This is a genomic window from Microbacterium aoyamense, from assembly GCF_023155855.1.
GTDB lineage: Bacteria > Actinomycetota > Actinomycetes > Actinomycetales > Microbacteriaceae > Microbacterium > Microbacterium aoyamense.
On the sequence record NZ_JAKNUT010000004.1, the window covers coordinates 359,885 to 384,080 of the forward strand.

Sequence of the window (24,196 nt, forward strand, 5' to 3'; positions counted from 1 at the left end):
GTCATGGCCACACGTCGTCCCGCAGGAGTGACCCTCGTCGCCGCGCTCGCGTGGCTGAGCGGACTGCTGCAGATCATCACGGGCATTCTCCTCCTCGCCGGCGTCGGCGCCCGACCTGGTTCGGATCCCATCGCCCCGTGGGCCTCGCTCGTCATCGGCGCCATCACGATCATCGTGTCGCTGGGGCTCTTCCGCGGCTCGAACGGCGCCCGGATCCTCACGGCGATCATCTTCGTGGCCAACATCGCGTCAGCGGTCTACGTCATGTTCGTGCACGGTCTCAATGCGACGGCGCTCATCGGCGGGTTCCTCGCGCTGATCGGACTGATCCTGCTGTTCACGCGCGGCGCGAATGAGTTCTTCCGCGGCGGGTACTGAACGAGTGAAGCCCGCGGCGTTCCGCGGGGCTTCTGTGGTGGGCGATGCCGGACTCGAACCGACGACCTCTTCCGTGTGAAGGAAGCGCGCTACCAACTGCGCCAATCGCCCAAGATCCGTGAGGATCGACTCATGATGCTACCGGATGCCGGTGGCCCGGACTAATCCACGAGCGCGACACGCTCGGGCCCGCGCTGGTTTGGCGCGATCCGAATCATCGGCTAAAGTCGTACGAGTTGCCGGAGTGATCCGGAAACGCGGATGTAGCGCAGTTGGTAGCGCACAACCTTGCCAAGGTTGGGGTCGCGAGTTCGAGTCTCGTCATCCGCTCGAGTGCAAAGGAGTCTCCTTCGGGAGGCTCTCAGCACGTGGGGTCAATCCACACGGTGGCGTGGCCGAGCGGCTAGGCACCGGCCTGCAAAGCCGTTTACACGGGTTCGAATCCCGTCGCCACCTCGCCGAAAACTGAACAGCCCATACGGGCGCGATTGGCGCAGCGGTAGCGCGCTTCCCTGACACGGAAGAGGTCACTGGTTCGATCCCAGTATCGCGCACAGACAAAAACCCCTGATGATTCAGGGGTTTTGTCATTTTGACACGACGACGAGCGCGATCGCTACCAGGCCACGACGCCGTTCCACAGCTGTGCAGCCCACGCGATGCGGTCGCCCGTGCACTGACCGGCATGCCCGTGGTTGGTGTATCCGCGGGCCGACGCCATGCAATTGGCGAGCAGTTCGGGGTCGGAGCCGAAGAGCTGCGCGTAGCCCGCCGAGGCCGCGACGGCACTCCATCGGCTGAAGTGCACGGTGTGGGCGAGTTCGTGGACCATCGCCCAGTTCTTGCGCGCCGAGGACCACGATGCGATCGCCGGTGCGACGCGGATGCCCCCCGTCGAGTACGCGCAGGCGACAGACTGCACACCACCGCACGAGCCGTCGAACTGCCGAAGCTCGATGTGACCCCCGCCGACGTTCGTGAGTCGTTGCCGCATGTCGGCGAACCAGTCGCCGGCTCCGGCGCCCTCACCTGTCCACACTGCGCCGTCGTAGCTACGCGACTCTCGCGCCACAGCGGCTGCGGCACGCGCAGCGGCCTCCGCAGCCACCCGTTCGTCGAAGGCCTTCACTTCGGCCGTCACCGTCGACGCGATGGCGGTCACAGCGTCCGACTGCTCTTGCACGAGTTTCGCATCGGTCGTCGTCGCGCGGACGACATCCTGTGCCGTGACGACCGCGGCTCGGTGCCCCGACACGTCCACCTTGTCCTTCGCCGAGGCGAACGCGGTCGTCGCCGCGGCGACGGCGGCGACGAACGCCGGCCGCGCCTCGAGCACTGCCTGACGGGCCGCGTAGGAGCTCTCGAGGACCGCCTCGACCGTCTCCGCATCGAGGCGCACGCTCTCGGCGGCGGAGAGATCCAGCTGAGCTGGGGTGACCTGAGCCTGCCGCTCATCGATCTGAATGTCGGTGGAGAACGACTGAACGAGGGCGCTGGTGGCCGAAAGCGAGCACAGCGTCACACCGATGACTGCGACGACCACGGCCGCCTTCGACACCGCGATCATTCGATGAAACCCGTCGTGTCGGCGAAGAGTGCGTCCTGTTCTGCGATGAGCGCGCGGAGATCGGCCGCACGTGCGTTCGTGCGTTCCGTCGCCGACCTCGTGTCGGTCATGTGCTGGCGCAGGCCGGCGAGTTGCCCATCCAGTTCACCCAAGTGCGTCATCCGGTGGGGCTGAGCCTCTGTCTGGGCGACATTGATCGCGACGGTGCCCGCGAGTGCTGCGGAGGCGACGCAGAACAGAAGGATCGTCTTCGACAGTCGCGGTAGCCCACGTGCCCGCAGGGGAGCGACGCGGAGTCGGGAGACGACTGATGGGTGGGGGAGCGTGACCATGACCTACTGTTCGCGGCAGACCGCGCTGTCGTAACCGCGGTCATCCCGCTACGAGGCTCGAGATCCCCCAGACGACGAGCCCGATGACGCCCCAGATGGGGAGCGTGAAGAGCACGCAGAAGAATGCACCGCGCAGCACGTTGCCGTCCTCGTGCGGGAACTGCTCGTCGAGCATCCGCGCAAGGTCGTCGCTGTCCACAGGGACGCGAGCCGACGCGTCCGTGGGGGTGCTCGTCATTTCGCCTGCCTGCGCGGCGGGACCGGGGAGAGACCGCCTCCATCACTATCGGGACGCGTCGCGTGTCCGTAACCGAGTCCGAAGGGCAGAACGTGCCTCCTCGCGGCCGACTCGACGAGCCTGTCTCTTCGACCCGCTAGGCTCTCGGGGCGGCCCACCCCGGGCCGTTTCGATTGAGACTCCGTCGCGTGCGTCGGAGGTGGGGGGACCACATTGCGCAAGATGAAGACTCTCTCAGCTATCGTGCTGGCGGTCGGCCTGGGCGTCGTCGCGCTCACGGGCTGTGGCGGCGGATCGGCGCCTGCGTCGTCCTCGGGCACGTCGAGCCAGGAGGCCGACCCGGGCGGGGCGAACGAGGGATCGACGGATCAGACGGTCGCCGAGGCCTGCGCCACCGCGAGCGCGGCCGGGGCCGAGGCCCAGACGCTGCAGGCGGACATGCAAGAGGATCTGACGGCCGGCAACTTCGCTGCCATCGCCGAGACGATGGGTGCCTACAAGGGCACGCTCGAAGACACCGCGAACGAGATCGGCAATCCCGAGGTCAAGAGTGCGGTGTCCGACCTCGCGACCGCGTTCGGCGACTTCGGCGCGATCTTCGAGGGTGTGCCGGACGGCGACATGACCGCACTCACTGACAAGGTGGCCGAGGTGACGGCGGTGTCGGAGGACATCGCGGCGGCCGGTCAGGCTCTCATCGACGCCTGCAGCTGAGGCTGATGATCGAGACGGAGGGTGGGGCGCGTCACGCGCCCCACCCTCCGTCGTCCGTGCGCGGTTGCGCTAGCGTGCACGACGTGAGCGACCTCGTCCTGCAGATCCGGGCCGGCCTTCGCGATGCCGCAGATTCCGCGCTCGCGCCGGGTCAGCAGGCGTACATGAAGTCGGCGATGCCGTTCCTCGGCGTGCGGGTGCCCGAGGCACGCCGCGTCGCGCGTGCGGCTGGACGGGATGCGACGCCCGCCGAACTGCTGGAGACAGCGATCGTGCTGTGGGACGAGGCATCCCATCGCGAAGAGCGTTACGCGGCGATGGCGCTCCTCGGCCTGCGGAGTGTGAAGGCGGATGCCGTCATCGTGCCGATCGTCGACCACATGGTCCGCACGGGGCAATGGTGGGACTACACCGACGAGCTCGCACATCGGCTCGCCGAGCTGCACGATGCGCACGGCCCCGAGACGGCGGCGCTCGTGCGGGAGTGGAGCATCGACGACGATCTGTGGATCCGGCGCATCGCGATCATCTCGCAGCTCGGTCGCCGTGATCGCGTCGACTCCGGCCTGCTCGCCGACGTGATCGAACCGAACCGCTCCCACCGGGAGTTCTTCATCCGGAAGGCGATCGGCTGGGCACTGCGCGAGTACGCCCGGGTATCACCGGACTGGGTGCGGACCTACGTGGACACGCATGAGCTCAGCCCACTGAGCCGACGCGAGGCGCTCAAGCACCTCTGAACGTGCGGCTTCCGGCATCCCATCCGGATCAGCGGCGTACACTGACGTCATGGAACTGCGCCGGACTCTTGCGACCGTCTTCGTCGCGCCGGCATCCACGCGAACGCGTCACGCCTGAGCGGGCGGGGCGCTGCGTGCGCCCGAAGCTGAGCGTCCACGCTGCACGAGACGGCCGTCTGCCGCCGGGTAGCCTTGATCCAAGCCTTCCACTGGAGTTCCTCTTGTCTGACCAGACCTATCCCGCCGACGGATTCGCCCTCTTCCCGGATCGCTCCGTCGTCGCCCTCCGCGTCAACGGCGAACTGAAAGACCTCGCCACCGTCGTGAACGAGACCGATGCCGTCGAGCCGGTCTCCGTCGAGAGCCCCGAAGGGCTCAGCATCCTCCGCCATTCCACCGCCCACGTGCTCGCGCAGGCCGTGCAGCGCATCAAGCCGCAGGCGAATCTCGGCATCGGCCCGCCGATCGAGAACGGGTTCTACTACGACTTCGGCATCGCCGAGCCCTTCACGCCCGAAGACCTGAAGGCGATCAAGAAGGAGATGGAGCGGATCGTCCGCGAGAACCAGCGGTTCGTCCGTCGCGTCGTGAGCGATGACGAGGCACGGGCCGAGCTCGCCGACGAGCCGTTCAAGCTCGAGCTCATCGGTCTCAAGGGTGGGGCCGACAAGACCGAAGGCGCTTCGGTCGAGGTCGGGGCCGGCGAGCTCACGATCTACGACAACGTGAACCGCGACGGCGAGACCGTGTGGAAGGACCTCTGCCGCGGCCCGCACGTGCCCGGCACCCGCTACGTCGGCAACGGCTGGGATCTCACCCGCATCGCCGGTGCGTACTGGCGGGGGAGTGAGAAGAATCCGCAGCTGCAGCGCATCTACGGCACTGCGTGGCCGACCAAGGACGAACTGCGCGCCTACCAGGAGCGTCTCGCCGAGGCCGCGAAGCGCGACCACCGCAAGCTCGGCAAGGAGCTCGATCTCTTCTCGTTCCCGGACGAGATCGGCTCGGGCCTGTCGGTGTGGCACCCCAAGGGGGGCATCGTGCGCGGCGAGATGGAACAGCACGCCCGCAAGCGCCACATCGGCGGCGGCTACACCTACGTCTACACCCCGCACATCACCAAGGCCGACCTCTTCATCCAGTCGAACCACCTCGTGACCTACAAGGAGGGGATGTTCCCGCCGATCGTCATGGACGAGGAGCGCGATGACGAGGGCAACGTCACCAAGCAGGGCCAGGACTATTACCTCAAGCCCATGAACTGCCCGATGCACATCCTGATCTACAAGGAGCGCGCGCGCAGCTACCGCGACCTGCCGATGCGCCTCGCCGAGAACGGCACCGTGTATCGCAACGAGCTCTCGGGCGCGCTGCACGGACTCACTCGCGTGCGGGGCTTCACTCAGGACGACTCGCACCTGTTCGTGACTCCGGAGCAGCTCGAGTCCGAGACCACCCGGGTGCTCGAGTTCGTCATCTCGATGCTGCGCGACTTCGGTCTGACCGACTTCGAGCTCGAGCTGTCGATGCGCGACGACGAGAAGGAGAAGTGGATCGGCTCGGACGAGTTCTGGGACTACTCGACCAACGCCCTCCGGAACGTCGCGCAGGCGTCCGGCCTCAAGGTCACCGAAGTGCCCGGCGAGGCCGCGTTCTACGGCCCGAAGATCGACCTCAAGACCAAGGACGCGATCGGTCGCACCTGGCAGCTGTCGACCGTCCAGGTCGACGTCAATCTGCCCGAGCGGTTCGAGCTCGAGTTCACCGACCGTGACGGGCAGAAGAAGCGCCCGATCATGATCCACCGCGCGCTGTTCGGCTCGATCGAGCGGTTCTTCGCGATCCTGCTCGAGCACTACGCGGGCGCGTTCCCCGTGTGGCTCGCACCCGTGCAGGTCGTGGGCATCCCCGTCGCCGAGGAGTTCGCCGACTACCTCGAAGAGGTCGTCGCGCAGCTCGCGTCCGAGGGCGTGCGCGCCGAGATCGACCGCAGCGACGAGCGTATGCAGAAGAAGATTCGCAACCACACGACCCTGAAGGTGCCGATCCAGCTCATCGCCGGGGCACAGGATCGGGATGCCGGAACCGTGTCGTTCCGGTTCCGCGACGGGTCGCAGCAGAACGGTGTGCCGATCGCGGATGCGGTGCGTCGCATCCAGCAGGCCATCGCTTCGCACGCCCTCGTCAACACCGCGGAAGACCTGGCATGAGCGACGCCGTGGGGGATGCCGAGCTGACCGCCGCGAGCGAGTTCGCCGGCGTCCCCGACGGCTTCCAGCGCCTGTGGACGCCGCACCGCATGGCGTACATCAACGCCGGGCCGCAGGTGCTCCGGGACGCGTGCCCGTTCTGCGCTGCACCCGGCAAGTCCGACGAGGACGGACTCATCGTCGCGCGCGGTGAGACGGCCTACGTGCTGCTGAACCTGTTCCCGTACAACTCCGGACACCTGCTCGTCTGCCCGTACCGCCACGTCGCGTCCTACGACCAGGCGACGGCGGAAGAGGTCGCCGAGATCGGTGCGCTGACGCAGCAGGGGATGCGGGTGCTCCGCCGCGTCTCGCGGTGCGACGGATTCAACATCGGCATGAACCAGGGCGCGGTCGCGGGCGCGGGCGTCGACGAGCACCTGCACCAGCATGTTGTGCCCCGGTGGAGCGCGGACGCCAACTTCTTCCCGATCATCGCCCGCACGAAGGCGCTGCCGCAGCTGCTGGGCGAGGTGCGCCAGGCCGTCGCCGACGCCTGGAACGACTGACCGCTTCGCGCACGGCCACATGCTCGGCGTGCAGATCGGCGGGAGCTTTCCCCGACACGCCGGCCACGGCCGTGCTCCGTCGGCGCGTCGGCAGGAACTCCCGCCGATCTGCACGCCCGGGCGAGCATCGCTCGTCGAGGCGATCGCGAGCGCAACGAGCGAGAAGAATCGCCTGTGTCAGCGCGCGAGCGCGTCCCAGTCCACCTCGACGGCATCGGGATGGCTCCGCGAGATCCGCGCCGGCAGCACTGTGCCTGCGGGAGGCAGCGCTCGGGTGTCGAAGACGACCGCCATGCCGATCGTGCGAGCGTCGACGCCGGATGCCTCGGCCCGCAGTTCGATGGAACACTCTCGGTACCGCCCGCGGCCGTCGGGGGCCGCGACCGACAGGATCGTCACCCTGCCCGGCACGGCATCCGCCATCGGATCGCGCGTGATGCGATCGAGCGCCTCTGCCGCATCCTGAATCCAGGGCTCCTCCATCAGCGCACCCGACGGGCGGTGAACTGCATCCGCGGGTGCGCGTATGCCTCCTGCGATTCGACGAGCTGCAGTTCGCGCGCGCCGGAGGCGTGCGTGTTCGACAGCAGATCGAAGACGCTCGACGCTGTGCGTTCGAGAGCGAGCGCGGCATCCTTCGTCTCGAGATAGTGCGCCGTGAAGAGCGCGGCGGTGACATCGCCCGAGCCGTTGGCCTTCATGGGCAGCAAGGGTGTCTGCACGATCCACGCGCCCGAATCGTCGGCGACGAGCATCTCGATGGTGCCTTCTTCGCGATCGGGACGCTCGACGCTCGTCACGAGCACCGTGGACGGACCCATCGCACGCGCGAGATCGACGGCCTCGAGCGTCGAGGGGATCGTGTCGGGCTCGGTGCCGGTGAGGAAGCCCAGCTCGAACTGGTTCGGTGTGATGATGTCGGCCACCGGAACGACCTTCTCGCGCAGCAGCACGGGGATCGCCGGGGCGACGAAGCATCCCGACTTCGCATTGCCCATCACCGGATCGCACGCGTACACCGCGTTCGGGTTCGCGGCTTTCACGCGTGCGACGGCGTCGATGATGACGTCGCCGATGCCCTCGCCGCCCTGGTAGCCCGACAGCACGGCATCGATGTGCGGGAACGCGCCGCGCTCCTCGATCCCCGTGATCACGTCGGCGACGTCGGCCGGGGCGATGAGCGGGCCACGCCACGCGCCGTAGCCGGTGTGGTTGGAGAAGTTCACCGTGTAGACGGGGAGGACCTCGACGCCGATGCGCTGCAGGGGGAAGACGGCCGCGGAGTTGCCGACGTGACCGTACGCGACGGCGGACTGGATCGAGAGGATCTTCACCGCTCGATCATCCCACTTCGCGCATCGCGGCTTGTCCTCGCGCGGCGGCGACCGAGGCCACGAGGTCGTCGGCGAGCTGATCCGCGTCGTCGTCGTCGAGATCGTGCACCGTGAGTCGCAGGCGTCGGGATGCCTCGAGATCGGCGATCACGAAGTCGTCGCCGCTCCGCGCGAGCCAGCCGCGGCGCATGAGCTGCTCGGACACCGCTCGCGCCGGCGCGGGCAGCGGCACCCAGAGCGAGAGTCCGTCCGCCGGCTCCACAATGAGCCCGCGCCCCACGAGGCGCGCGGCGAAGGCCGCATTGCGATCGGCGTAGTGCACACCGGCCGAGGCGACGGCATCCATCACCTTCTCGTCCGAGACCAGGGCGTACACGAGGCGTTGGAGGAGGTGGCTGACCCACGTCGTGCCGGGGGTGAGGCGCATCGCGAGGCGGTCGGCGGTCTCGGGATCGGATGCCGTCACGGCGACGCCCATGTCGGGCCCGAGGAACTTCGACACCGACCGGATGACCGCCCACCGGCGCTGCGCCGGACCGATGAGCGAATGGTACGGCCGCTGAGACAGCAGCGAGAAGTGGTCGTCTTCGATGACGAGGACGTAGGGATGCTCGGCGAGCACCGCCCGCAGCTCGCGGGCTCGACGCTCGGTGAGGCTCGCACCCGTGGGATTCTGCGCGCGCGGGGTGGCGACGACCGCCCGAACACCCTGATCGAGAGCTGTCCGAAGCCCGTCGACCGTCATTCCCTCGGCATCGACCGGCACCGGCACGGCTCGGTATCCGCCGAGCCGCACCGTGTGGATGCTCGTGAGGAAGCAGGGGTCCTCGAGGGCGACCGCGTCATCGCGCGTGAGCGCCTGCGCGAGCAGTCGCTCGACGGCATCGGCCGCGCCGCTCGTGATCGTGATGCGCCGCTCTGCCGCAGGCACGTCCGACATCCACTCCTGGGCCCACGCCTCGAGACCGCGGTCGATGACGGGTTCGCCGTAGAGCACGGGCCGCCCTCCCATCCGGGCGAGCGCAGCCGAGGGATCGGGGATGCGAGTCGGGTCGGGGTTGCCCGTGCCGACGTCGCGCAGCACGGAACCCTGCGCGAAGCCCTCCTGGGCGACGGGGGAGCGTCCCGCGACGCGCGTGCCGCCGCGTCCCCGCGTCTCGACGATCCCGGCCTGCGTGAGCTGGCGGTACGCGGCGACGGCCGTGTTGCGGTTGACGCCGAGGTCGTCGGCCAGCGCCCGCACCGAGGGCAGGGCATCGCCCGGACGCGCATCGCCGCGCTCGATCGATCCGCGGATGCTGTCGGCGATCTCGGCGGCCGAGGTCCCGGTGATGTGCATGGCGCCTCCCTCGCTCAGCCTATGACTCAGCACATGCTATCTTTTGGCCTAGGCCAAACTGGATGCCTGCCGCGGCATCCGTCGAAAGGAACCGTCGTGACCACTCCCGACACCGGAACCAGCCGCGTCAAGCGCGGACTCGCCGAGATGCTGAAGGGCGGCGTCATCATGGACGTCGTCACGGTCGAGCAGGCGAAGATCGCGGAGGATGCCGGCGCCGTCGCCGTCATGGCACTCGAGCGGGTTCCCGCCGACATCCGCGCCCAGGGCGGGGTCTCGCGCATGAGCGACCCCGACATGATCGACGGCATCATCGAGGCCGTCTCGATCCCCGTCATGGCCAAGGCCCGCATCGGCCACTTCGTCGAGGCGCAGGTGCTGCAGGAGCTCGGCGTCGACTACATCGACGAGTCCGAAGTGCTCTCGCCCGCCGACTACGTCAACCACATCGACAAGTGGAACTTCACCGTTCCCTTCGTATGCGGTGCCACCAACCTCGGCGAGGCGCTCCGCCGCATCAACGAGGGCGCCGCGATGATCCGCTCGAAGGGCGAAGCCGGTACGGGCGACGTGTCCGAGGCCACGAAGCACATCCGCAAGATCAAGAGCGAGATCAACGTGCTCCGCTCGATGTCGAAGGACGAGCTGTACGTCGCCGCCAAGGAGCTCCAGGCGCCGTACGACCTCGTCGCCGAGGTCGCCGAGACCGGCGCGCTCCCCGTCGTCCTGTTCGTCGCGGGCGGTGTCGCGACGCCCGCTGACGCCGCGATGATGATGCAGATGGGCGCCGACGGCGTCTTCGTCGGCTCGGGCATCTTCAAGTCGGGAAACCCCGCTCAGCGCGCCGCGGCGATCGTCAAGGCGACGACGTTCTACGACGACGCCAAGGTCATCGCCGACGTCTCGCGGGGCCTCGGTGAAGCCATGGTCGGCATCAACGTCTCCGACCTGCCGGCGCCGCACCGCCTCGCAGAGCGCGGCTGGTGACCACACCCACTCGAGTCGGCGTCCTCGCCCTGCAGGGCGACGTGCGCGAGCATGCGCGCGTGCTGAGCGGGCTCGGAGCGGAGGCCGTGCTCGTGCGGCGTCCGTCCGAGCTCGCCGAGGTCGACGGTCTGGTGCTGCCGGGCGGCGAGTCGAGCGTCATCGACAAGCTGTCGCGCGCGTTCGGGATGCAGCAGCCCATCCGCGATGCGATCGCGGGGGGCCTTCCCGTCTACGGCACATGTGCGGGGCTCATCCTGCTCGCCGACCGCATCACGGACGGCATCGCGGGGCAGCAGACGTTCGGCGGGCTGGACGTGACCGTCCGCCGCAACGCGTTCGGCAGCCAGGTCGACTCGTTCGAGACCGACCTCGACGTCCCGGCGCTCGGCGCACCGCCCGTGCACGCGGTGTTCATCCGCGCACCGCTTGTCGAAGCATCCGGACCCGATGTCGAGACGCTCGCGTCCCTCGACGACGGACGCATCGTCGCGGTTCGGCAGGGCAACCTGATCGGCACGGCGTTCCATCCCGAGGTCACCGGCGAGCACCGGTTCCACGAGCTGTTCCTGCGGGTCGTCGAGAGCGTCCGACGATGACTGCCTGGGTGGCCCTCCTCCGCGGCGTCAACGTGGGCGGCATCACGATCAAGAGCGCCGATCTCGCCCGCGTGTTCCGCGATCTCGGCTTCGACGACGTGCGCACCGTGCTCGCGAGCGGCAACGTCGCGTTCGAGGCAGCCGGATCCCGTGCCGCGCTGAAGGCGTCGATCGAAAGGGCGTTGCGCGACGAGTTCTCGTACGACGCGTGGATCCTGCTCGTCACGGCGAAGGAGCTGAAGGCGGCGATCGACGGATTCCCGTTCGACGAGACGGATGCCACGCGCCAGCCGTGGGTGATCTTCTGCGTCGACGCCGAGACCCGCGACGAACTGGCCGCGGCATCCGTCGATGCTGATCTCGACCCCGTCGCTCCCGGACCCGGCGTCGTCTACTGGAACCCGCCGAAAGGCTCGTCGACCGACACCCCGTTCGCGAAGCTGCTCGCGAAGGCGACCTACAAGCCGCGCACGACCAACCGCAATCTTCGGACGCTGATCAAGATCCTGGGCTGACGAGCCGCGCGATCGCTCCGAGGGTCGCGTCGACGTCGGCCTCGGTCGTCGCCCACGACGACATCGAGCAGCGCAGTGCGGCTCTGCCGTCCCATTCGGCACCCGTGAGCGCGGCGGTGCCGTCGCGCAGGATGGATGCCCCGAGCGCGCGTGTCGCGTCGTCGTCGCCGAGGCGGAACATCACCTGCGTGTACGGGACCTCGTTGATGACCTCGATTCCCGGAATCGTGCGCAAGCCCGCCTCGAGCCGGAGGGCGTTGTCGTGCATGCGCTCGACGAGAGCCGCGACACCGCCGCGGCCGAGGCTGCGCAGCGCCGCCCACGCCGGCACGCCACGGCCGCGGCGCGAGAGCTCGGGAGTGACGTCCCACGGATCGAGCCCGGTGTACATGAGGTAGTCGCCGCCCGTGCGGAACATCGCGATCGAGTCCGCCGGGTCCCGCACGATCGCCATGCCGCAGTCGTAGGGCACGTTGAGCGTCTTGTGGGCGTCGGTCGTCCACGAATCGGCGTCCGCAGCGCCGTCGAGCAGGTGCCGCAGGCGCTGCGAGGCTCCGGCCCAGAGTCCGAAGGCGCCGTCGACGTGGATCCACGCGCCGTGCGCCCGTGCGATCGGCGTGAGCTCGGTGAACGGATCGAACGCCCCCGTGTGCACCTCGCCGGCCTGCAGACACACGATCGTGGGCCCTGACGGTGTGCCGTCGAGCGTCGCGGCTAGGGCATCCGGGATCATCCGTCCTTCGCCATCGGTCGGCACGATGACGAGCTCGTCCGTTCCGATGCCGATGAAGCGCGCGGCGCGGTCGATGGATCCGTGCCGGTGCTCCCCGACGACGAACCGGAGCGGCGGAGCTCCGCGCAGTCCCTGCGTCGTGAGGTCCCAGCCGGCACGGCGCATGACGGCGTGCTGTGCCACGGCGAGGCACGTGAAGTTCGACACCTGCGCACCCGTGACGAATCCGACGGATGCCGCCGCCGGCAGCCCCAGCAGGTCGCACACCCAGGCGCCCGCGATGCGCTCGAGCGCGACCGTGGTCGGGGTGAGCGTGCTCGACCCGGAGTTCTGGTCCCACGCCGACACGAGCCAGTCGGTCGCGAGCGCGGCGGGCAGTGTGCCGCCGATGACGAAGCCGAAGAACCGCCCCCCGGGGATCGCCACCAGGCCGGGCTCGGCGCGTTCGGCGAGGTCGGCCACGACGGCAGCGGCATCCATCCCCTCATCGGGCAGCTCCCCGCCGAACACGTCGAGCATCTCGGCGAGATCGGCGCGCGGCCAGACCGGTCGATCTTCGAGGGACTCGAGGAAGGCCGTCGCACCGCGGTGCGCGGCGTCGAGGGCGCGCTGACGTTCGTCCATGTAGAGGAGTGTTCTCGCCTGCGCGCGGTGATACAAGGATCCGCGCGTTTAGAATGGAAAGCATGTCCGGCCACTCCAAGTGGGCGACCACGAAGCACAAGAAGGCCGTCATCGACGCGCGTCGTGCCAAGTCGTTCGCCAAGCTCATCAAGAACATCGAAGTCGCCGCGAAGCTCGGCGGCGCCGACCTCGCAGGCAACCCGACTCTGTACGACGCCGTGCAGAAGGCGAAGAAGACCTCGGTCCCCAACGACAACATCGACCGCGCGATCAAGCGCGGCGCGGGGATCTCAGGCGAGTCGATCGAGTACCTCAACATCATGTACGAGGGCTACGGTCCGGGCGGCGTCGCCCTCATGATCGAGTGCCTCACCGACAACAAGAACCGTGCCGCCGCTGAGGTGCGCACAGCGCTCAGCCGCAACGGCGCGACCTTGGCGGATCCGGGCAGCGTCGCGTACAACTTCAGCCGCAAGGGCGTCATCGTCGTCGGCGGCGAGTCCACGACAGAGGACGACATCATGATGGCCGTGCTCGAGGCCGGGGCCGACGACGTCGAGCCCCACGCGCAGGGCTTCGAGGTCATCACCGAAGCGCACGACCTCGTGACCGTGCGCACGGCGCTGCAGGATGCCGGGATCGACTACGAGTCCGCCGACGTCGAGTTCGTGCCGAATCTCAAGGTCGAAGTGGATGCCGAGACCGCGCGGAAGATCTTCCGCATCATCGATGCACTCGAGGACAGCGACGACGTCCAGAACGTCTACTCGAACTTCGACCTGACCCCCGAGGTGCAGGCCGAGCTCGAAGCCGACGACTGAGCCGTTCCGTCCTCCCCGCCCCTCGTCCAGAGCGAGCGCGGCGGGACGAAACGCGTCGCGCCTCCCCGGCTGAGGCGCGTCGCCCGCATAGCGTGGGGGAGTGACCCGTCGCCCCCCTCTGCGCGTGCTCGGCATCGATCCCGGGCTGACCCGCTGCGGTGTCGGGATCGTGGATGTCGCGCCCGACCGCTCCGCGACGCTCGTCTACGTCGGGGTCGTGCGGTCGGACGCCGGCGCGCGGATCGAGGAGCGCCTCGCGGCGATCGCGTCGGGGCTCCGCGCCCTGATCGACGAGCATCGGCCTACCGTCGTCGCGGTGGAGCGCGTGTTCGCGCAGCACAATCGCCAGACCGTCATGGGCACGGCGCAGGCGAGCGGCATCGCGCTGCTCGTCGCGGGGGAGCGCGGGCTCCCCGCCGCGACCCACACCCCGACCGAGGTCAAGGCCGCCGTCACGGGGTACGGATCCGCCGACAAGCTGCAGGTGCAGGCGATGGTCGCCCGCATCCTGCGGCTGGACGAGCTGCCGAAACCGGCCGACGCGGCCGACGCCCTCGCGATCGCGCTCTGCCACGCGTGGCGCGGTGGAGCGGCGGCGGCTCCGGCATCCGGAACCCTCACTCCCGCGCAGCGCGCGTGGGCCGACGCCGAGCGCCTCGCGCGCCGCTGAGCGTGTCGGTCGAACAAACGTCCGAACCGCGCCGTAGGCTCGGAGCATGATCTCCTCGCTCCGCGGCACGGTCGCGCACGTCGATGCGGACTCGATCGTCATCGAGGTCGGTGGTGTCGGCCTGACGGTCGCCATCGCACCACAGGTGTCGCACGCGGCGCATGTCGGCGACACCCTGCACCTGCACACGACCCTCATCGTGCGCGAGGACGCGCTGTCGCTCTTCGGGTTCGAGAGCCGCGAAGAGCTGACGGTGTTCACGCAGCTGCTCGGCGTGACAGGTGTCGGGCCGAAGTCGGCGCTGGGCATCCTCGCGACGCTGACCGTGCCGCAGATCGCCGATGCCGTCGCATCCGACGACGACGCTCCGTTCCGCCGCGTCTCGGGCATCGGGCCCAAGACCGCGAAGCTCATCGTCGTCCAGCTCGCGGGCAAGATCGTCGCCTCCGCCACCGGCCCCGCCCGCGCATCCGGCTCGGCCGGCATCGCACCGCAGGTCGTGCAGGCGCTCGTCGGGCTCGGATGGTCGGAGCGCACGGCGACCGAAGCCGTGGCATCCGTCGTCGACGACGCGACCGCCGCCGACCTCGCGTCCGTGGCGGCGCTTCTGCGTCTCACGCTCTCGACGCTGGGTCCCGCGCGCAAGGAGTCCGTCGGTGGATGACTTCCGCGATCCCGCCGAGCCCGTCGACGAGACCGAGCTCGCGATCGAGGGCGCCCTGCGCCCCGCATCCCTCGCCGAGTTCGTCGGCCAGCAGAAGGTCCGTGGGCAGCTGCAGCTGCTGCTGGATGCCGCGCGCCTGCAGCAGCGTCCGGCCGATCACATCCTGCTGTCGGGGCCTCCAGGACTCGGCAAGACGACGCTCGCGATGATCGTCGCCCACGAGAGCGGGCGCCCGCTGCGGCTGTCGAGCGGTCCGGCGATCCAGCACGCCGGCGACCTGGCCGCCCTGCTGTCGAGCCTCACACCGGGCGAAGTGCTCTTCATCGACGAGATCCACCGCATGGCGCGCTCCGCGGAAGAGATGCTGTACCTCGCCATGGAGGACTTCCGCATCGACATCATGGTCGGCAAGGGAGCGGGAGCGACCAGCATCCCGCTCGATCTCGCACCCTTCACCCTCGTCGGGGCGACGACCCGCTCGGGCCTGCTGCCCAATCCGCTCCGCGACCGCTTCGGCTTCACGGGCCACCTCGAGTTCTACGAGCCGCATGAGCTCGAACGCGTCATCGAGCGCTCGGCCGTCATGCTCGGCGTCACCGTGCCGGCGACGGCCCGCGAAGAGATCGCTCGCCGTTCGCGCGGCACACCGCGCATCGCGAACCGGCTGCTGCGTCGCGTCCGCGACTACGCGATCGTCCACGGCGCCGGTTCTGCGGCCACCACCGACGACGTGCACGCGGCCCTCGACCTCTACGACGTCGACTCGATCGGCCTCGACCGCCTCGATCGCGCAGTGCTCGAGGCTCTCGTCAAACGATTCCGCGGCGGTCCGGTGGGACTCAGCACGCTCGCGGTCGCGGTCGGCGAAGAGCCCGAGACGATCGAATCCGTCGTCGAGCCGTATCTCGTGCGCATCGGTTTCATGGGCCGCACACCACGCGGGCGGATCGCCACACCGCCCGCCTACGCGCACGTCGGCGTCCAGCCCGTCGATTCGGTGCTCGGATTCGATGACCTATAATCGCTGAAGGCTTTCGCCCACCCCCTCTCTCAGGCAGCGCCGCCGTCGCGCGTGCCTCACCCGAAAGGTGATCCCACCTCCATGGACTTCACAGCCTTCTTCTCCAACTACGGGCTCATCATCCTGCTCGTACTGCTGCTCGTGTTCATGTTCTGGAGCTCGCGCCGTCGCATGCAGAAGCAGAAGGCCGAGCAGGAGGCCAAGGCGCGCCAGACCGTCCCGGGAGCCGAGGTGCTGCTGCAGGGTGGTCTCTACGGCACCGTCGTCGCGTACGACGCCGACAACCTCGACCAGCCCGCCGTCGTCGAGATCGCGCCCGGCGTCGAGATCAAGGTGCACAGCCAGGCGATCCTGCGCGTCGTCGAGCCCACGACGGGCTTCGTGACCGAAGACGACTTCATCGAGGCCGAGGAATCGCACGACGAGTACGTCGCGGGCGTCGCGAACGGCGACATCACGTCGATCAGCGACGACCACGCTCGCGCGGCGGCCGATGAGGCGACCGAGCCGGAGAACAAGAAGCCCGAAGCCTGATCCGGTCCTGTACGACCGCCTGAAGAGAAGCTGACCCACTGTGGCGACATCCACCCCTGTCCGGCATGCCTGGCGTGCGCTGCTCGGACTCCTCGTGATCACTGCGGTGCTCTTCGGGATCAACGCGCTCGGCGTCTTCGTCTTCAAAGACGCGAACGGCAACGGCCAGAGCTCCTGGGCACCTGAGCTCGCGCTCGACCTGCAGGGCGGCACGCAGATCATCCTCGAGGCGAAGACGACCGACGGCGTCGCGCCCACGCAGGAGCAGATGAACCAGGCCGTCACGATCATCCGCCAGCGCGTAGATGCCTCGGGCGTCGGCGAAGCCGATGTCACGACCGAGGGCGGCAGCAACATCGTCGTGCAGATCCCCGGCGAGGCCGACGAGGCGACCCGCAACCGCATCGAGTCCGCCGCGCAGCTCCAGCTGCGCGCCGTCCTCTTCACGGGTTCGCCCGCGACGTCGTTCGTCGGCGACGACGGGAACGAGACGCCGTACCCCACGCCCGACCCGACGCTCGAGTCCACGCCGACGGCAGCGCCGACGAACGGCAGCGACCCGTCGTGGATCACTCCCGCTCTGCAGGCGGAGTACCTCGCCTACGACTGCGCGAGCCCCGACAACGACCCGGCGAACGCACCGGCGGACGAACCGCTCATCACGTGCGATCCCGACGGGACGGTCAAGTACATCCTCGGCCAGGTCGAGATCGACGGCTCGTCGATCTCGGATGCGACGTTCGGCCTCGAGCAGCAGACCAACCGCTGGGCCGTCAACCTCGTCTTCGACAGCGAGGGCACCGAGGTCTTCGGCGACATCAGCCAGCGCCTGTACGGTGCGACGCCGCCACTGAACCAGTTCGCGTTCGTGCTCGACGGCTACGTCCTGTCGGCGCCGAGCATGAACGGCGTCATCCTCGACGGCAAGCCCAGCATCACGGGCAGCTTCACGCAGGAGACCGCGAAGACCCTCGCCGACCAGCTCAAGTACGGTGCCCTGCCGCTGAGCTTCGAGGTCGTGAGCTCCAACACCATCTCGGCGACGCTCGGTTCGCAGCAGCTGCAGATCGGGCTCATCGCCGGTCTCATCGGCCTCGTGCTCGTCGCGCTGTACTCGCTCATCGTCTACCGCGCGCTCGGCTTCGTCATCATCGCTTCGCTCATCGTGATGGGTGTGCTCACGTACATCACGCTGTGCATCCTGGCCTGGCGCATGGGCTTCCGCCTGTCGCTCGCGGGCGTCGCCGGTGTCATCGTGTCGATCGGCTTCACCGCCGACTCGTTCATCATCTACTTCGAACGAATACGAGACGAACTGCGCGACGGCAAGTCGATCACGGCGTCCGTCGAAGACGGCTGGGGCCGCGCCAAGCGCACGATCTACATCTCCAAGTCGATCAACATCCTCGCCGCCGTCGTGCTGTACATCCTGGCCGACGCGACGGTGAAGGGCTTCGCCTTCACCCTCGGTCTCACGACCGTGATCGACGTCGTCATCTTCATCCTGTTCACCCACCCGGTCATGCAGCTGCTGGCTCGCACGCGGTTCTTCGGTTCGGGGCATCCGCTGTCCGGACTCGACCCCGAATCGCTCGGTGCCGTCTATCGCGGTCGCGCGCAGTTCCGTGCTCCCGTGACCGACAAGGCCACGACCAGCGCCGGCCGCCGCGCCACGAAGTCGCGGAGTGAGGCGGAGCGTCGGCAGACGATCGCGGAACGCAAGCAGGCGGAGCTCAACGCCGCGAATGCGTCGGACAACGGCAAGAAGGCGAACGACTGATGCGCTCCATGAGCCAGCTCGGCAACGATCTCTACACGGGCAAGACGTCCTTCCCCTTCGTCGGCCGTCGCCGTCTGTGGTTCCTCATCGCGGCGATCCTCGTGATCGGGGCTGCCCTCGTGCCGCTCTTCCGCCCCATCCAGTTCTCGATCGAGTTCACCGGCGGGTCGCAGTTCGTCGTGTCGGGTGTCGCCGACCCCGACCAGTCCACGGCCACCGAGGCCGTGCAGTCCGTCGTCCCCGACGCCACCACCAAGGTCGCCACGGTCGGCACCGACACGATCCGCGTGCAGACCGACCAGCTGACGGATGCCGAGACCCGCGAGGTCACGACGGCTCTCGCCGACGCGTACGACGTGGACGTCTCGGAAGTCACCTACTCGTTCATCGGCCCCAGCTGGGGAGCAGACGTCACGCGCCAGTCGCTGTGGGGCCTCGCGATCTTCCTCGCGCTGACCTTCATCATCCTGGCGCTGTACTTCCGCACGTGGAAGATGTCGGTCGCCGCCATCATCGGCCTCGTCGACGTCCTCGTCGTCTCGATCGGCATCTACGCCCTCTTCGGCTTCGAGATCTCACCGGCGGCCGTCATCGGCTTCCTGACGATCCTCTCGTACGCCCTGTACGACACGACGGTCGTGTTCGACAAGATCCGAGAGAACACGCACGAAGACGGCGAAGTATCGGGCCGCACGTTCGGCGAATCGGTCAACCTGGCCGTCAACCAGACGCTCGTGCGCTCGATCAACACGACGGTCGTCGCGATCCTGCCGACCGGAGCGATCCTGTTCATCGGTGCACTGTGGCTGGGTGCCCAGACGCTGACCGACATCTCGCTGTCGATCTTCGTCGGCACGATCGTGGCCGCGTACTCGACGATCTTCGTCGCCGCGCCGCTCTACTCGCTCCTGCGCGAGAACGAGCCGGGCATCAAGGCACGCGACGCGCGCGTGCTCGCTGCGCGCGAACGGGCCGGCATCCCGGCCTGAGGCCCTCCGCTGCGGGCGTAGGATCTCCGGGAGGGGAGGCGATCGGATGACAGAGACCGTCCCCCCTGCCCAGTCCTCCTCGCTGCGGCGACTCGTGCCGCGGATCTTCTCGCGCTCCGTCCGCCGCGACGGGGTCGAGCAGCTGCTGCGGACCGTGCGCACGCATCACCCCAAGGGCGATCTCGCGATCGTCGAGCGCGCGTACGGCGTCGCGGAGGCGGCGCACCAGGGACAGACGCGGCAGAGCGGCGAGCCCTACATCACGCACCCGCTCGCGGTCGCGCAGATCCTCGCCGACCTCGGCCTCGGACCCAAGGCGATCGCCGCCGCGCTGCTCCACGACACGGTGGAGGACACCGGCTACGGTCTCGACACGCTCACGGGCGAGTTCGGCGACGAGGTCGCGATGCTCGTCGACGGCGTGACCAAGCTCGACAAGGTCAAGTACGGCGAGAGCGCGCAGGCGGAGACGGTCCGCAAGATGATCGTCGCGATGTCGCGCGACATCCGCGTCCTCCTCATCAAGCTCGCGGATCGCCTCCACAACGCGCGCACGTGGGGCTTCGTCCCTCCTGAGAAGGCGAAGAAGAAGGCGACCGAGACCCTCGAGATCTACGCTCCGCTCGCGCATCGGCTCGGCATCCAGGCCATCAAATCGGAGCTCGAGGACCTCTCTTTCGCCGTGCTGCACCCGAAGCTCTATGCCGAGATCGACAGCCTCGTGAAGCAGCGGACACCGCAGCGCGAACAGTATGTGCAGAGCGTGATCGACGCGGTCGACGGCGACCTGCGCGATCTCAGGATCCGCGGCAAGGTCATGGGCCGGCCCAAACAGCTCTACTCCGTGTACCAGAAGATGGTCGTGCGGGGTCGCGAGTTCGACGACATCTACGACCTCATCGGCATCCGCATCATGGTCGGCAGCGTCCGTGACTGCTACGCCGTGCTCGGCGCGATCCATGCCCGGTGGACCCCGCTGCCCGGGCGTTTCAAGGACTACATCGCCACCCCGAAGTTCAACCTGTACCAGTCGCTGCACACGACCGTCATCGGCCCCGGCGGGCGCACGGTCGAGATCCAGATCCGTACCAACGAGATGCACCAGCAGGCGGAGTACGGCGTCGCGGCGCACTGGAAGTACAAAGAGCGGATGAACGGCGGCAAGACCGACGCCAAGTCGGTCGACACCGACATGGCGTGGCTCGCCCACATCTCGGACTGGCAGGCCGAGACCGCTGATCCCGGTGAGTTCCTCGACTCGCTGCGATTCGAGATCGGCGCGAAGGAGGTCTACGTCTTCACGCCCAAGGGGCGCGTCGTCGGCCTTCCGACCGGCGCGACACCCGTCGACTTCGCCTACGCCGTGCACACCGAGATCGGTCACCGCACGATGGGCGCGAAGGTCAACGGGCGCCTCGTGCCGCTCGAGTCCGAGTTGCAGAGCGGCGACGTCGTCGAGGTGTTCACGTCGAAGAATCCGGATGCCGGTCCCAGCCAGGACTGGATGTCGTTCGTCAAGAGCACCCGTGCGCGCAACAAGATCCGCGGCTGGTTCACGAAGGAGCGCCGCGAAGAGGCGATCGAGCAGGGCAAGGAGGCCATCGCCCGCGCGATGCGCCGCCAGAACCTGCCGCTGCAGCGCCTCATGAGCCAGGACTCGTTCACCGAGGTCGCGCAGCAGCTGCGCTACGAGGACGTCTCCGCGCTGTACGCCGCCGTCGGCGAGGGTCACGTCTCGACGCAATCGGTGATCGAGAAGGTCACGGCGCTCGTGAGCACGACCGAGACGTCGACGGGACCCATCGATCTGCCCCAGATCGGGCGCTCGCGCGCACCCCGCGGCGGCGACTCGGGCGTTCTCGTGCGCGGAGCTCCCGACATCCTCGTCAAGCTCGCGAAGTGCTGCACGCCCGTGCCCGGCGACGAGATCATGGGGTTCGTCACGCGAGGGAGCGGGGTCTCGGTGCACCGGACCGACTGCACGAACGTGAAATCCCTCATGGACGACACCGAGAGACTCATCGAGGTCGAGTGGGCCCCCACGACCAAGAGCGTCTTCCTCGTGCAGATCCAGATCGAGGCGCTCGACCGCTCGGGTCTGCTCAGCGACGTGACCCGGGTCCTCAGCGAGCATCACGTGAACATCCTGTCGGCGACGGTGTCGACCACGAACGACCGGCTCGCGCTCAGCCGGTTCGTGTTCGAGATGGGCGACATCGTGCATCTCGAGCGCGTGCTCAACGCGGTCCGGCGCATCGACGCCGTCTACGACGTGTATCGCGTCACGTCATCCTGACCGGGCTCGGCCGGCGAGTTCGATCAGTCGCTGCCGCGCGCGCCGCTTGTGCGGAAGCGAGGGGTGGTCGTCGAGCCACGTGACGGCGCGCAGAGCGAGTCCGTCGTTCTCGGCCGCGAGCAGAGCCGCCGCGTGCTCGTGCGCGGGATCGGCCACCCGGGCGAGATCGGCGAGCGTGCGCACGGGGGACGTGACCCGGACGCCACCGAGCCGCACGAGGTCCGCCTCGTCGATCGCGAGATCGCGGTAGACGAGGCGGGGCGCGAGCGGCGGATGCACGCGTCGGGTCACAGCGCGTTGCACGGTGTGTCGAGCGGGGGGCTCGCCCAACGCCCCGTGGATCCACGCCGCGCTCAGGTGCGTCGCTGCCAGCGTGTCGCCGAGGAGTCCCCGCAGGGATTCCGCGCGCAGCGACGCCGTCTCGACCGCGTCGGCGGGAAGATAGGCGTCGCCCAGACCCACGAGGTGGCCATCGAGGCACGCGGCCGACAGCTCGGCGGGGGAGAGCCGGTCATCGGCGAAGTACAGGAACGGAGACGCCACACAAGAAGTCTGCGGTGCCGCACGGCCGTCGCAGACGCCGATCGGCCGGATTGTGGACAACCCGGCCGATCAGAGGAGAGGGAAGGAGCCGGTGTCAGAACCCGAGGGCCTTCAGCCACCCGCGGCGTGCCTCGAGCGCCTCCTGCGCCTGCGCGATCGCGCGCTTGTCGCCCGACTTCTCGGCGGCTGCGAGCTCGCTCTCGAGCTTGTCGATCGCCTCGGTGAGCTGACGCGTCATGTCGTTGGCACGCGCCTTCGTCTCGGGATTGTTCCGCTTCCAGTCCACGTCTTCACGGGATCGCAGAGCCTGTTCGATCTTGCGCAGATCGTCGTCGAGCGCGCGCTCGGCGTCGCGGGGGAAGATCCGGCCGATCTCGTCCCACTTGCGCTGGATGCCGGTCAGCAGCGTGCGCGCCTTCGCGATCTGCGGCTCGTCGGCGACGGCCTTCGCCTCTTCGAGCAGGACCTTCTTCTCGGCGATCTTCTCGCGGGATGCCTCGGCATCCGCCGCCTCGCGTTCCCCACGAGCGGAGTACAGCGCGTCGCCGGCAGCCTTGAACTTGGCCCAGAGGGCGTCGTCGGCCTTCTTGCCGGCACGGCCGGCGGTCTTCCACTGGTCGAGGAGCTCTCGGTACGCGCCGATTCCGTCCTCGCCCTTGGGTGCGAGCGCTTCGGCCTTCGCAACGAGGGCCGACTTGCGGTCGCGGACGCCCTTGTGAGCCTCATCGAGCTCCGAGTAGAACTCGCGGCGGTGCTTGTCGACGATCGAACGCGCATCGCGGAATCGCTTCCACAACTGCTGCGCCGTCGACTTGGGCAGGCGCGGCCCGTTCTGCTGCTGCAGCTGCCACTGGTCGAACAGCGACGACAGCTCGGCCGATGCCTGCTTCCACTGCACCGTCTTGGGGTCGCGCGCGGCCAGAGCCTCAGCGGCCTCCACCAGGACGGTCCGCTCCTTGACGGCATCGTCGACGGCTTCGCGGGCCGCGGCGGCTTCGGCAGCCGAGGACTCGGTGAGCTCACCCGTCAGGGCCGCGACGCGGGCGTCGAGACTCGCCAGATCACCGACGGCTGCCGCATCGGTCAGCTTGTCCTGCACGAGGCGCGCCGCGCCCCGCAGATCGGAGGCGGATGCGCCGCCCCGGCGGTGGCGCACTTCGAGCAGCGTGACCTCGCTCGCGAGGTCGGCGTACTTGCGCTCGAAGTAGGCGAGCGCCTCTTCGGGAGTGCCGTCGGGATACTGGCCCACGACGCGCCAGCCGGCAGCCTCGCGCACCGACACGGTGCCGTCGTCATCGACCTTGCCCCACGGTTCCGCGGGTGCGGACGCGGCAGGGCGCGCGGGGACCGCACCCTGGGGTGCGGAGGGGCGGGGGCCGGGGCGCGGCGCGGGAACCGGGGCGCTGGGCACGACCGCCGGCTTCGCTTCGGTGGATGCCGTGGGCGCCGCGGGAGCGGACGATTCGGCCGAGTCACCGTCGTCGGTCGCAACGGCTTCGATCTCGGCCTCGACGCTCTCGTCGACGACGACCTCTTCGGTCATGGTCGCGTCGGCGGTCTCTGCGGTCTCCGCCTCGACGGCGATGTCGTCAGCGGGGGAGTCGGGCGTGGAGTCTTCGTGAGTGGTCACGGGATGCACCTCATCGCGGCCTGCGCCGCCTGTGGGGAGTGGGACCCGTCAAGCCTAGTACGGCGGGGCGGCCGGCTCAGGGAGTCGTCGTGGGCTCGGGCGTCGGGCTCACGGACGGTTCGACCGAGGGCGTCGTCGTCGAGGTCGGCGTCGGCGTCGGCACGGGAGCGCCGGGGCCGGTCGTGAAGTAGAGCGTCTGAGCGGCCGCGATGGCGACGATGATCACTCCACCCGCGATGCCGGCGATCAGGTTGTCGCGGGAACGGCGGCGCGCCTGCCCTTCGTGCAACGCCCGGCGGGCGTCATACAGACGAGCGCGCTCCCGCGCCTCGCGGCTGGTGCGATCCTTGCCTCCGCCGGACACGGAACCTCCCTCGTCCGGGCGCGTCCCGG

Annotated in this window: 26 protein-coding genes and 4 tRNA genes; 19 read left to right on the plus strand and 11 right to left on the minus strand. The window is 68.7% G+C overall.

All coding sequences use genetic code 11. From position 1 onward, the window contains the following. Positions 1-3 precede the first annotated feature (3 nt). Positions 4-378, plus strand: coding sequence for a hypothetical protein (locus MA876_RS13005; RefSeq protein WP_248149889.1), 375 nt, complete (start codon positions 4-6; stop codon positions 376-378). 35 nt (positions 379-413) lie between these two features. On the opposite strand, the gene MA876_RS13010 is transcribed toward MA876_RS13005, so the two are convergent. Next, positions 414-489, minus strand: a tRNA-Val gene (locus tag MA876_RS13010). Positions 490-635: 146 nt separating this feature from the next. On the opposite strand from MA876_RS13010, the gene MA876_RS13015 reads away from it, so the two are divergent. From MA876_RS13015 to MA876_RS13025, 3 genes are all read left to right on the plus strand, one after another. After that, a tRNA-Gly gene (locus MA876_RS13015) sits at positions 636-708 on the plus strand. Positions 709-763: 55 nt separating this feature from the next. Next, positions 764-834: transfer RNA gene (locus tag MA876_RS13020), tRNA-Cys, on the plus strand. A 26-nt stretch (positions 835-860) separates the two neighbouring features. Further along, positions 861-932 (plus strand) — tRNA-Val (locus MA876_RS13025). 62 nt (positions 933-994) lie between these two features. Here MA876_RS13025 and MA876_RS13030 read toward each other — a convergent pair. From MA876_RS13030 to MA876_RS13040, 3 genes are read right to left on the minus strand one after another with little or no spacing between them, the layout of a single operon-like run. Continuing rightward, positions 995-1,936, minus strand: coding sequence for a hypothetical protein (locus MA876_RS13030; RefSeq protein ID WP_248149891.1), 942 nt, complete (start codon positions 1,934-1,936; stop codon positions 995-997). A gap of 5 nt (positions 1,937-1,941) precedes the next feature. Next, positions 1,942-2,277, minus strand: coding sequence for a hypothetical protein (locus MA876_RS13035; RefSeq protein WP_248149893.1), 336 nt, complete (start codon positions 2,275-2,277; stop codon positions 1,942-1,944). 40 nt (positions 2,278-2,317) lie between these two features. Beyond that, a complete protein-coding gene (locus MA876_RS13040) occupies positions 2,318-2,515 on the minus strand; it encodes a hypothetical protein (protein ID WP_248149905.1) in 198 nt (65 codons plus the stop codon). A gap of 222 nt (positions 2,516-2,737) precedes the next feature. On the opposite strand from MA876_RS13040, the gene MA876_RS13045 reads away from it, so the two are divergent. The 4 genes from MA876_RS13045 to MA876_RS13060 all read left to right on the plus strand — a co-directional run bounded on the left by MA876_RS13045 (position 2,738) and on the right by MA876_RS13060 (position 6,727). Next, the gene (locus tag MA876_RS13045; RefSeq protein WP_248149907.1) at positions 2,738-3,229 is read left to right on the plus strand and encodes a hypothetical protein; all 492 of its coding nucleotides are present in this window, start codon (positions 2,738-2,740) and stop codon (positions 3,227-3,229) included. A gap of 83 nt (positions 3,230-3,312) precedes the next feature. Beyond that, positions 3,313-3,969, plus strand: coding sequence for a DNA alkylation repair protein (locus MA876_RS13050; protein WP_248149909.1), 657 nt, complete (start codon positions 3,313-3,315; stop codon positions 3,967-3,969). A gap of 221 nt (positions 3,970-4,190) precedes the next feature. Further along, on the plus strand, positions 4,191-6,179 hold the full coding sequence (gene thrS / locus MA876_RS13055) for a threonine--tRNA ligase (RefSeq protein WP_248149912.1): 1,989 nt from the start codon (positions 4,191-4,193) through the stop codon (positions 6,177-6,179). Then, the gene (locus tag MA876_RS13060; RefSeq protein ID WP_248149915.1) at positions 6,176-6,727 is read left to right on the plus strand and encodes an HIT family protein; all 552 of its coding nucleotides are present in this window, start codon (positions 6,176-6,178) and stop codon (positions 6,725-6,727) included. Before thrS ends, MA876_RS13060 begins: the two co-directional genes overlap by 4 nt. Before the next feature lie 177 nt (positions 6,728-6,904). On the opposite strand, the gene MA876_RS13065 is transcribed toward MA876_RS13060, so the two are convergent. The 3 genes from MA876_RS13065 to MA876_RS13075 are packed head-to-tail and all read right to left on the minus strand — an operon-like array spanning position 6,905 to position 9,400. Beyond that, entirely contained in the window at positions 6,905-7,210 is a 306-nt protein-coding gene (locus MA876_RS13065; protein ID WP_248149929.1) for a hypothetical protein, read from the minus strand. Beyond that, positions 7,210-8,061, minus strand: coding sequence for a pyridoxal kinase PdxY (gene pdxY, locus MA876_RS13070; RefSeq protein WP_248149932.1), 852 nt, complete (start codon positions 8,059-8,061; stop codon positions 7,210-7,212). The genes MA876_RS13065 and pdxY overlap by 1 nt, the downstream gene beginning before the upstream one ends. A gap of 7 nt (positions 8,062-8,068) precedes the next feature. After that, on the minus strand, positions 8,069-9,400 hold the full coding sequence (locus tag MA876_RS13075; RefSeq protein WP_248149934.1) for an aminotransferase class I/II-fold pyridoxal phosphate-dependent enzyme: 1,332 nt from the start codon (positions 9,398-9,400) through the stop codon (positions 8,069-8,071). Positions 9,401-9,496: 96 nt separating this feature from the next. Between MA876_RS13075 and pdxS the strand changes: the two genes are divergently transcribed. The 3 genes from pdxS to MA876_RS13090 are packed head-to-tail and all read left to right on the plus strand — an operon-like array spanning position 9,497 to position 11,498. Next, positions 9,497-10,387 carry a pyridoxal 5'-phosphate synthase lyase subunit PdxS gene (pdxS, locus tag MA876_RS13080; RefSeq protein ID WP_308221658.1) on the plus strand — a complete coding sequence of 297 codons (891 nt, stop codon included), beginning with the start codon at positions 9,497-9,499 and terminating at the stop codon, positions 10,385-10,387. Then, complete coding sequence (pdxT, locus tag MA876_RS13085) at positions 10,381-10,983, plus strand: pyridoxal 5'-phosphate synthase glutaminase subunit PdxT (protein WP_248150169.1); 603 nt, start codon at positions 10,381-10,383, stop codon at positions 10,981-10,983. Before pdxS ends, pdxT begins: the two co-directional genes overlap by 7 nt. Then, positions 10,980-11,498, plus strand: a complete 519-nt coding sequence (locus tag MA876_RS13090) for a DUF1697 domain-containing protein (protein WP_248149936.1) — start codon at positions 10,980-10,982, stop codon at positions 11,496-11,498. Before pdxT ends, MA876_RS13090 begins: the two co-directional genes overlap by 4 nt. On the opposite strand, the gene MA876_RS13095 is transcribed toward MA876_RS13090, so the two are convergent. Continuing rightward, positions 11,482-12,855, minus strand: coding sequence for a pyridoxal phosphate-dependent decarboxylase family protein (locus tag MA876_RS13095; RefSeq protein ID WP_248149938.1), 1,374 nt, complete (start codon positions 12,853-12,855; stop codon positions 11,482-11,484). The two genes, MA876_RS13090 and MA876_RS13095, sit on opposite strands and share 17 nt — an antisense overlap. Before the next feature lie 62 nt (positions 12,856-12,917). Between MA876_RS13095 and MA876_RS13100 the strand changes: the two genes are divergently transcribed. The 8 genes from MA876_RS13100 (at position 12,918) to MA876_RS13135 (ending at position 21,630) form a co-directional block, all read left to right on the plus strand. Further along, positions 12,918-13,676: a YebC/PmpR family DNA-binding transcriptional regulator gene (locus MA876_RS13100; RefSeq protein WP_248149940.1), complete on the plus strand. Its 759-nt coding sequence runs from the start codon at positions 12,918-12,920 to the stop codon at positions 13,674-13,676. Between the two features lie 100 nt (positions 13,677-13,776). Further along, a complete protein-coding gene (gene ruvC / locus MA876_RS13105; protein WP_248149942.1) occupies positions 13,777-14,346 on the plus strand; it encodes a crossover junction endodeoxyribonuclease RuvC in 570 nt (189 codons plus the stop codon). Positions 14,347-14,392: 46 nt separating this feature from the next. Continuing rightward, positions 14,393-15,010 carry a Holliday junction branch migration protein RuvA gene (gene ruvA, locus MA876_RS13110; protein WP_248149945.1) on the plus strand — a complete coding sequence of 206 codons (618 nt, stop codon included), beginning with the start codon at positions 14,393-14,395 and terminating at the stop codon, positions 15,008-15,010. Then, a complete protein-coding gene (gene ruvB / locus MA876_RS13115) occupies positions 15,003-16,031 on the plus strand; it encodes a Holliday junction branch migration DNA helicase RuvB (RefSeq protein WP_248149947.1) in 1,029 nt (342 codons plus the stop codon). The genes ruvA and ruvB overlap by 8 nt, the downstream gene beginning before the upstream one ends. Positions 16,032-16,112: 81 nt before the next feature. Then, complete coding sequence (locus MA876_RS13120; protein ID WP_248149949.1) at positions 16,113-16,565, plus strand: preprotein translocase subunit YajC; 453 nt, start codon at positions 16,113-16,115, stop codon at positions 16,563-16,565. Between the two features lie 40 nt (positions 16,566-16,605). Next, entirely contained in the window at positions 16,606-18,345 is a 1,740-nt protein-coding gene (gene secD, locus MA876_RS13125; protein ID WP_248149961.1) for a protein translocase subunit SecD, read from the plus strand. Further along, the gene (secF, locus tag MA876_RS13130; protein ID WP_248149964.1) at positions 18,345-19,334 is read left to right on the plus strand and encodes a protein translocase subunit SecF; all 990 of its coding nucleotides are present in this window, start codon (positions 18,345-18,347) and stop codon (positions 19,332-19,334) included. Before secD ends, secF begins: the two co-directional genes overlap by 1 nt. A 46-nt stretch (positions 19,335-19,380) precedes the next feature. Beyond that, a complete protein-coding gene (locus MA876_RS13135) occupies positions 19,381-21,630 on the plus strand; it encodes a RelA/SpoT family protein (RefSeq protein WP_248149967.1) in 2,250 nt (749 codons plus the stop codon). Here MA876_RS13135 and MA876_RS13140 read toward each other — a convergent pair. The 3 genes from MA876_RS13140 to MA876_RS13150 all read right to left on the minus strand — a co-directional run bounded on the left by MA876_RS13140 (position 21,622) and on the right by MA876_RS13150 (position 24,167). After that, the gene (locus MA876_RS13140; RefSeq protein WP_248149970.1) at positions 21,622-22,173 is read right to left on the minus strand and encodes a type IV toxin-antitoxin system AbiEi family antitoxin; all 552 of its coding nucleotides are present in this window, start codon (positions 22,171-22,173) and stop codon (positions 21,622-21,624) included. The two genes, MA876_RS13135 and MA876_RS13140, sit on opposite strands and share 9 nt — an antisense overlap. A 94-nt stretch (positions 22,174-22,267) precedes the next feature. After that, positions 22,268-23,803: a DUF349 domain-containing protein gene (locus tag MA876_RS13145; RefSeq protein ID WP_372491529.1), complete on the minus strand. Its 1,536-nt coding sequence runs from the start codon at positions 23,801-23,803 to the stop codon at positions 22,268-22,270. Between the two features lie 76 nt (positions 23,804-23,879). After that, positions 23,880-24,167 (minus strand): dioxygenase, encoded by a 288-nt coding sequence (locus tag MA876_RS13150; RefSeq protein ID WP_248149973.1) that lies wholly within the window; start codon positions 24,165-24,167, stop codon positions 23,880-23,882. Between the last annotated feature and the right edge of the window lie 29 nt (positions 24,168-24,196).

Coding starts and splice junctions, on each gene's coding strand:
- MA876_RS13005 (WP_248149889.1), top strand. CDS start 4: ATGGCCACACGTCGTCCCGCAGGAGTGACCCTCGTCGCCGCGCTCGCG.
- MA876_RS13035 (WP_248149893.1), bottom strand. CDS start 2,277: ATGGTCACGCTCCCCCACCCATCAGTCGTCTCCCGACTCCGCGTCGCT.
- MA876_RS13040 (WP_248149905.1), bottom strand. CDS start 2,515: ATGACGAGCACCCCCACGGACGCGTCGGCTCGCGTCCCTGTGGACAGC.
- MA876_RS13045 (WP_248149907.1), top strand. CDS start 2,738: ATGAAGACTCTCTCAGCTATCGTGCTGGCGGTCGGCCTGGGCGTCGTC.
- MA876_RS13060 (WP_248149915.1), top strand. CDS start 6,176: ATGAGCGACGCCGTGGGGGATGCCGAGCTGACCGCCGCGAGCGAGTTC.
- MA876_RS13065 (WP_248149929.1), bottom strand. CDS start 7,210: ATGGAGGAGCCCTGGATTCAGGATGCGGCAGAGGCGCTCGATCGCATC.
- MA876_RS13075 (WP_248149934.1), bottom strand. CDS start 9,400: ATGCACATCACCGGGACCTCGGCCGCCGAGATCGCCGACAGCATCCGC.
- MA876_RS13090 (WP_248149936.1), top strand. CDS start 10,980: ATGACTGCCTGGGTGGCCCTCCTCCGCGGCGTCAACGTGGGCGGCATC.
- MA876_RS13095 (WP_248149938.1), bottom strand. CDS start 12,855: ATGGACGAACGTCAGCGCGCCCTCGACGCCGCGCACCGCGGTGCGACG.
- MA876_RS13100 (WP_248149940.1), top strand. CDS start 12,918: ATGTCCGGCCACTCCAAGTGGGCGACCACGAAGCACAAGAAGGCCGTC.
- ruvA (WP_248149945.1), top strand. CDS start 14,393: ATGATCTCCTCGCTCCGCGGCACGGTCGCGCACGTCGATGCGGACTCG.
- MA876_RS13120 (WP_248149949.1), top strand. CDS start 16,113: ATGGACTTCACAGCCTTCTTCTCCAACTACGGGCTCATCATCCTGCTC.
- secF (WP_248149964.1), top strand. CDS start 18,345: ATGCGCTCCATGAGCCAGCTCGGCAACGATCTCTACACGGGCAAGACG.
- MA876_RS13135 (WP_248149967.1), top strand. CDS start 19,381: ATGACAGAGACCGTCCCCCCTGCCCAGTCCTCCTCGCTGCGGCGACTC.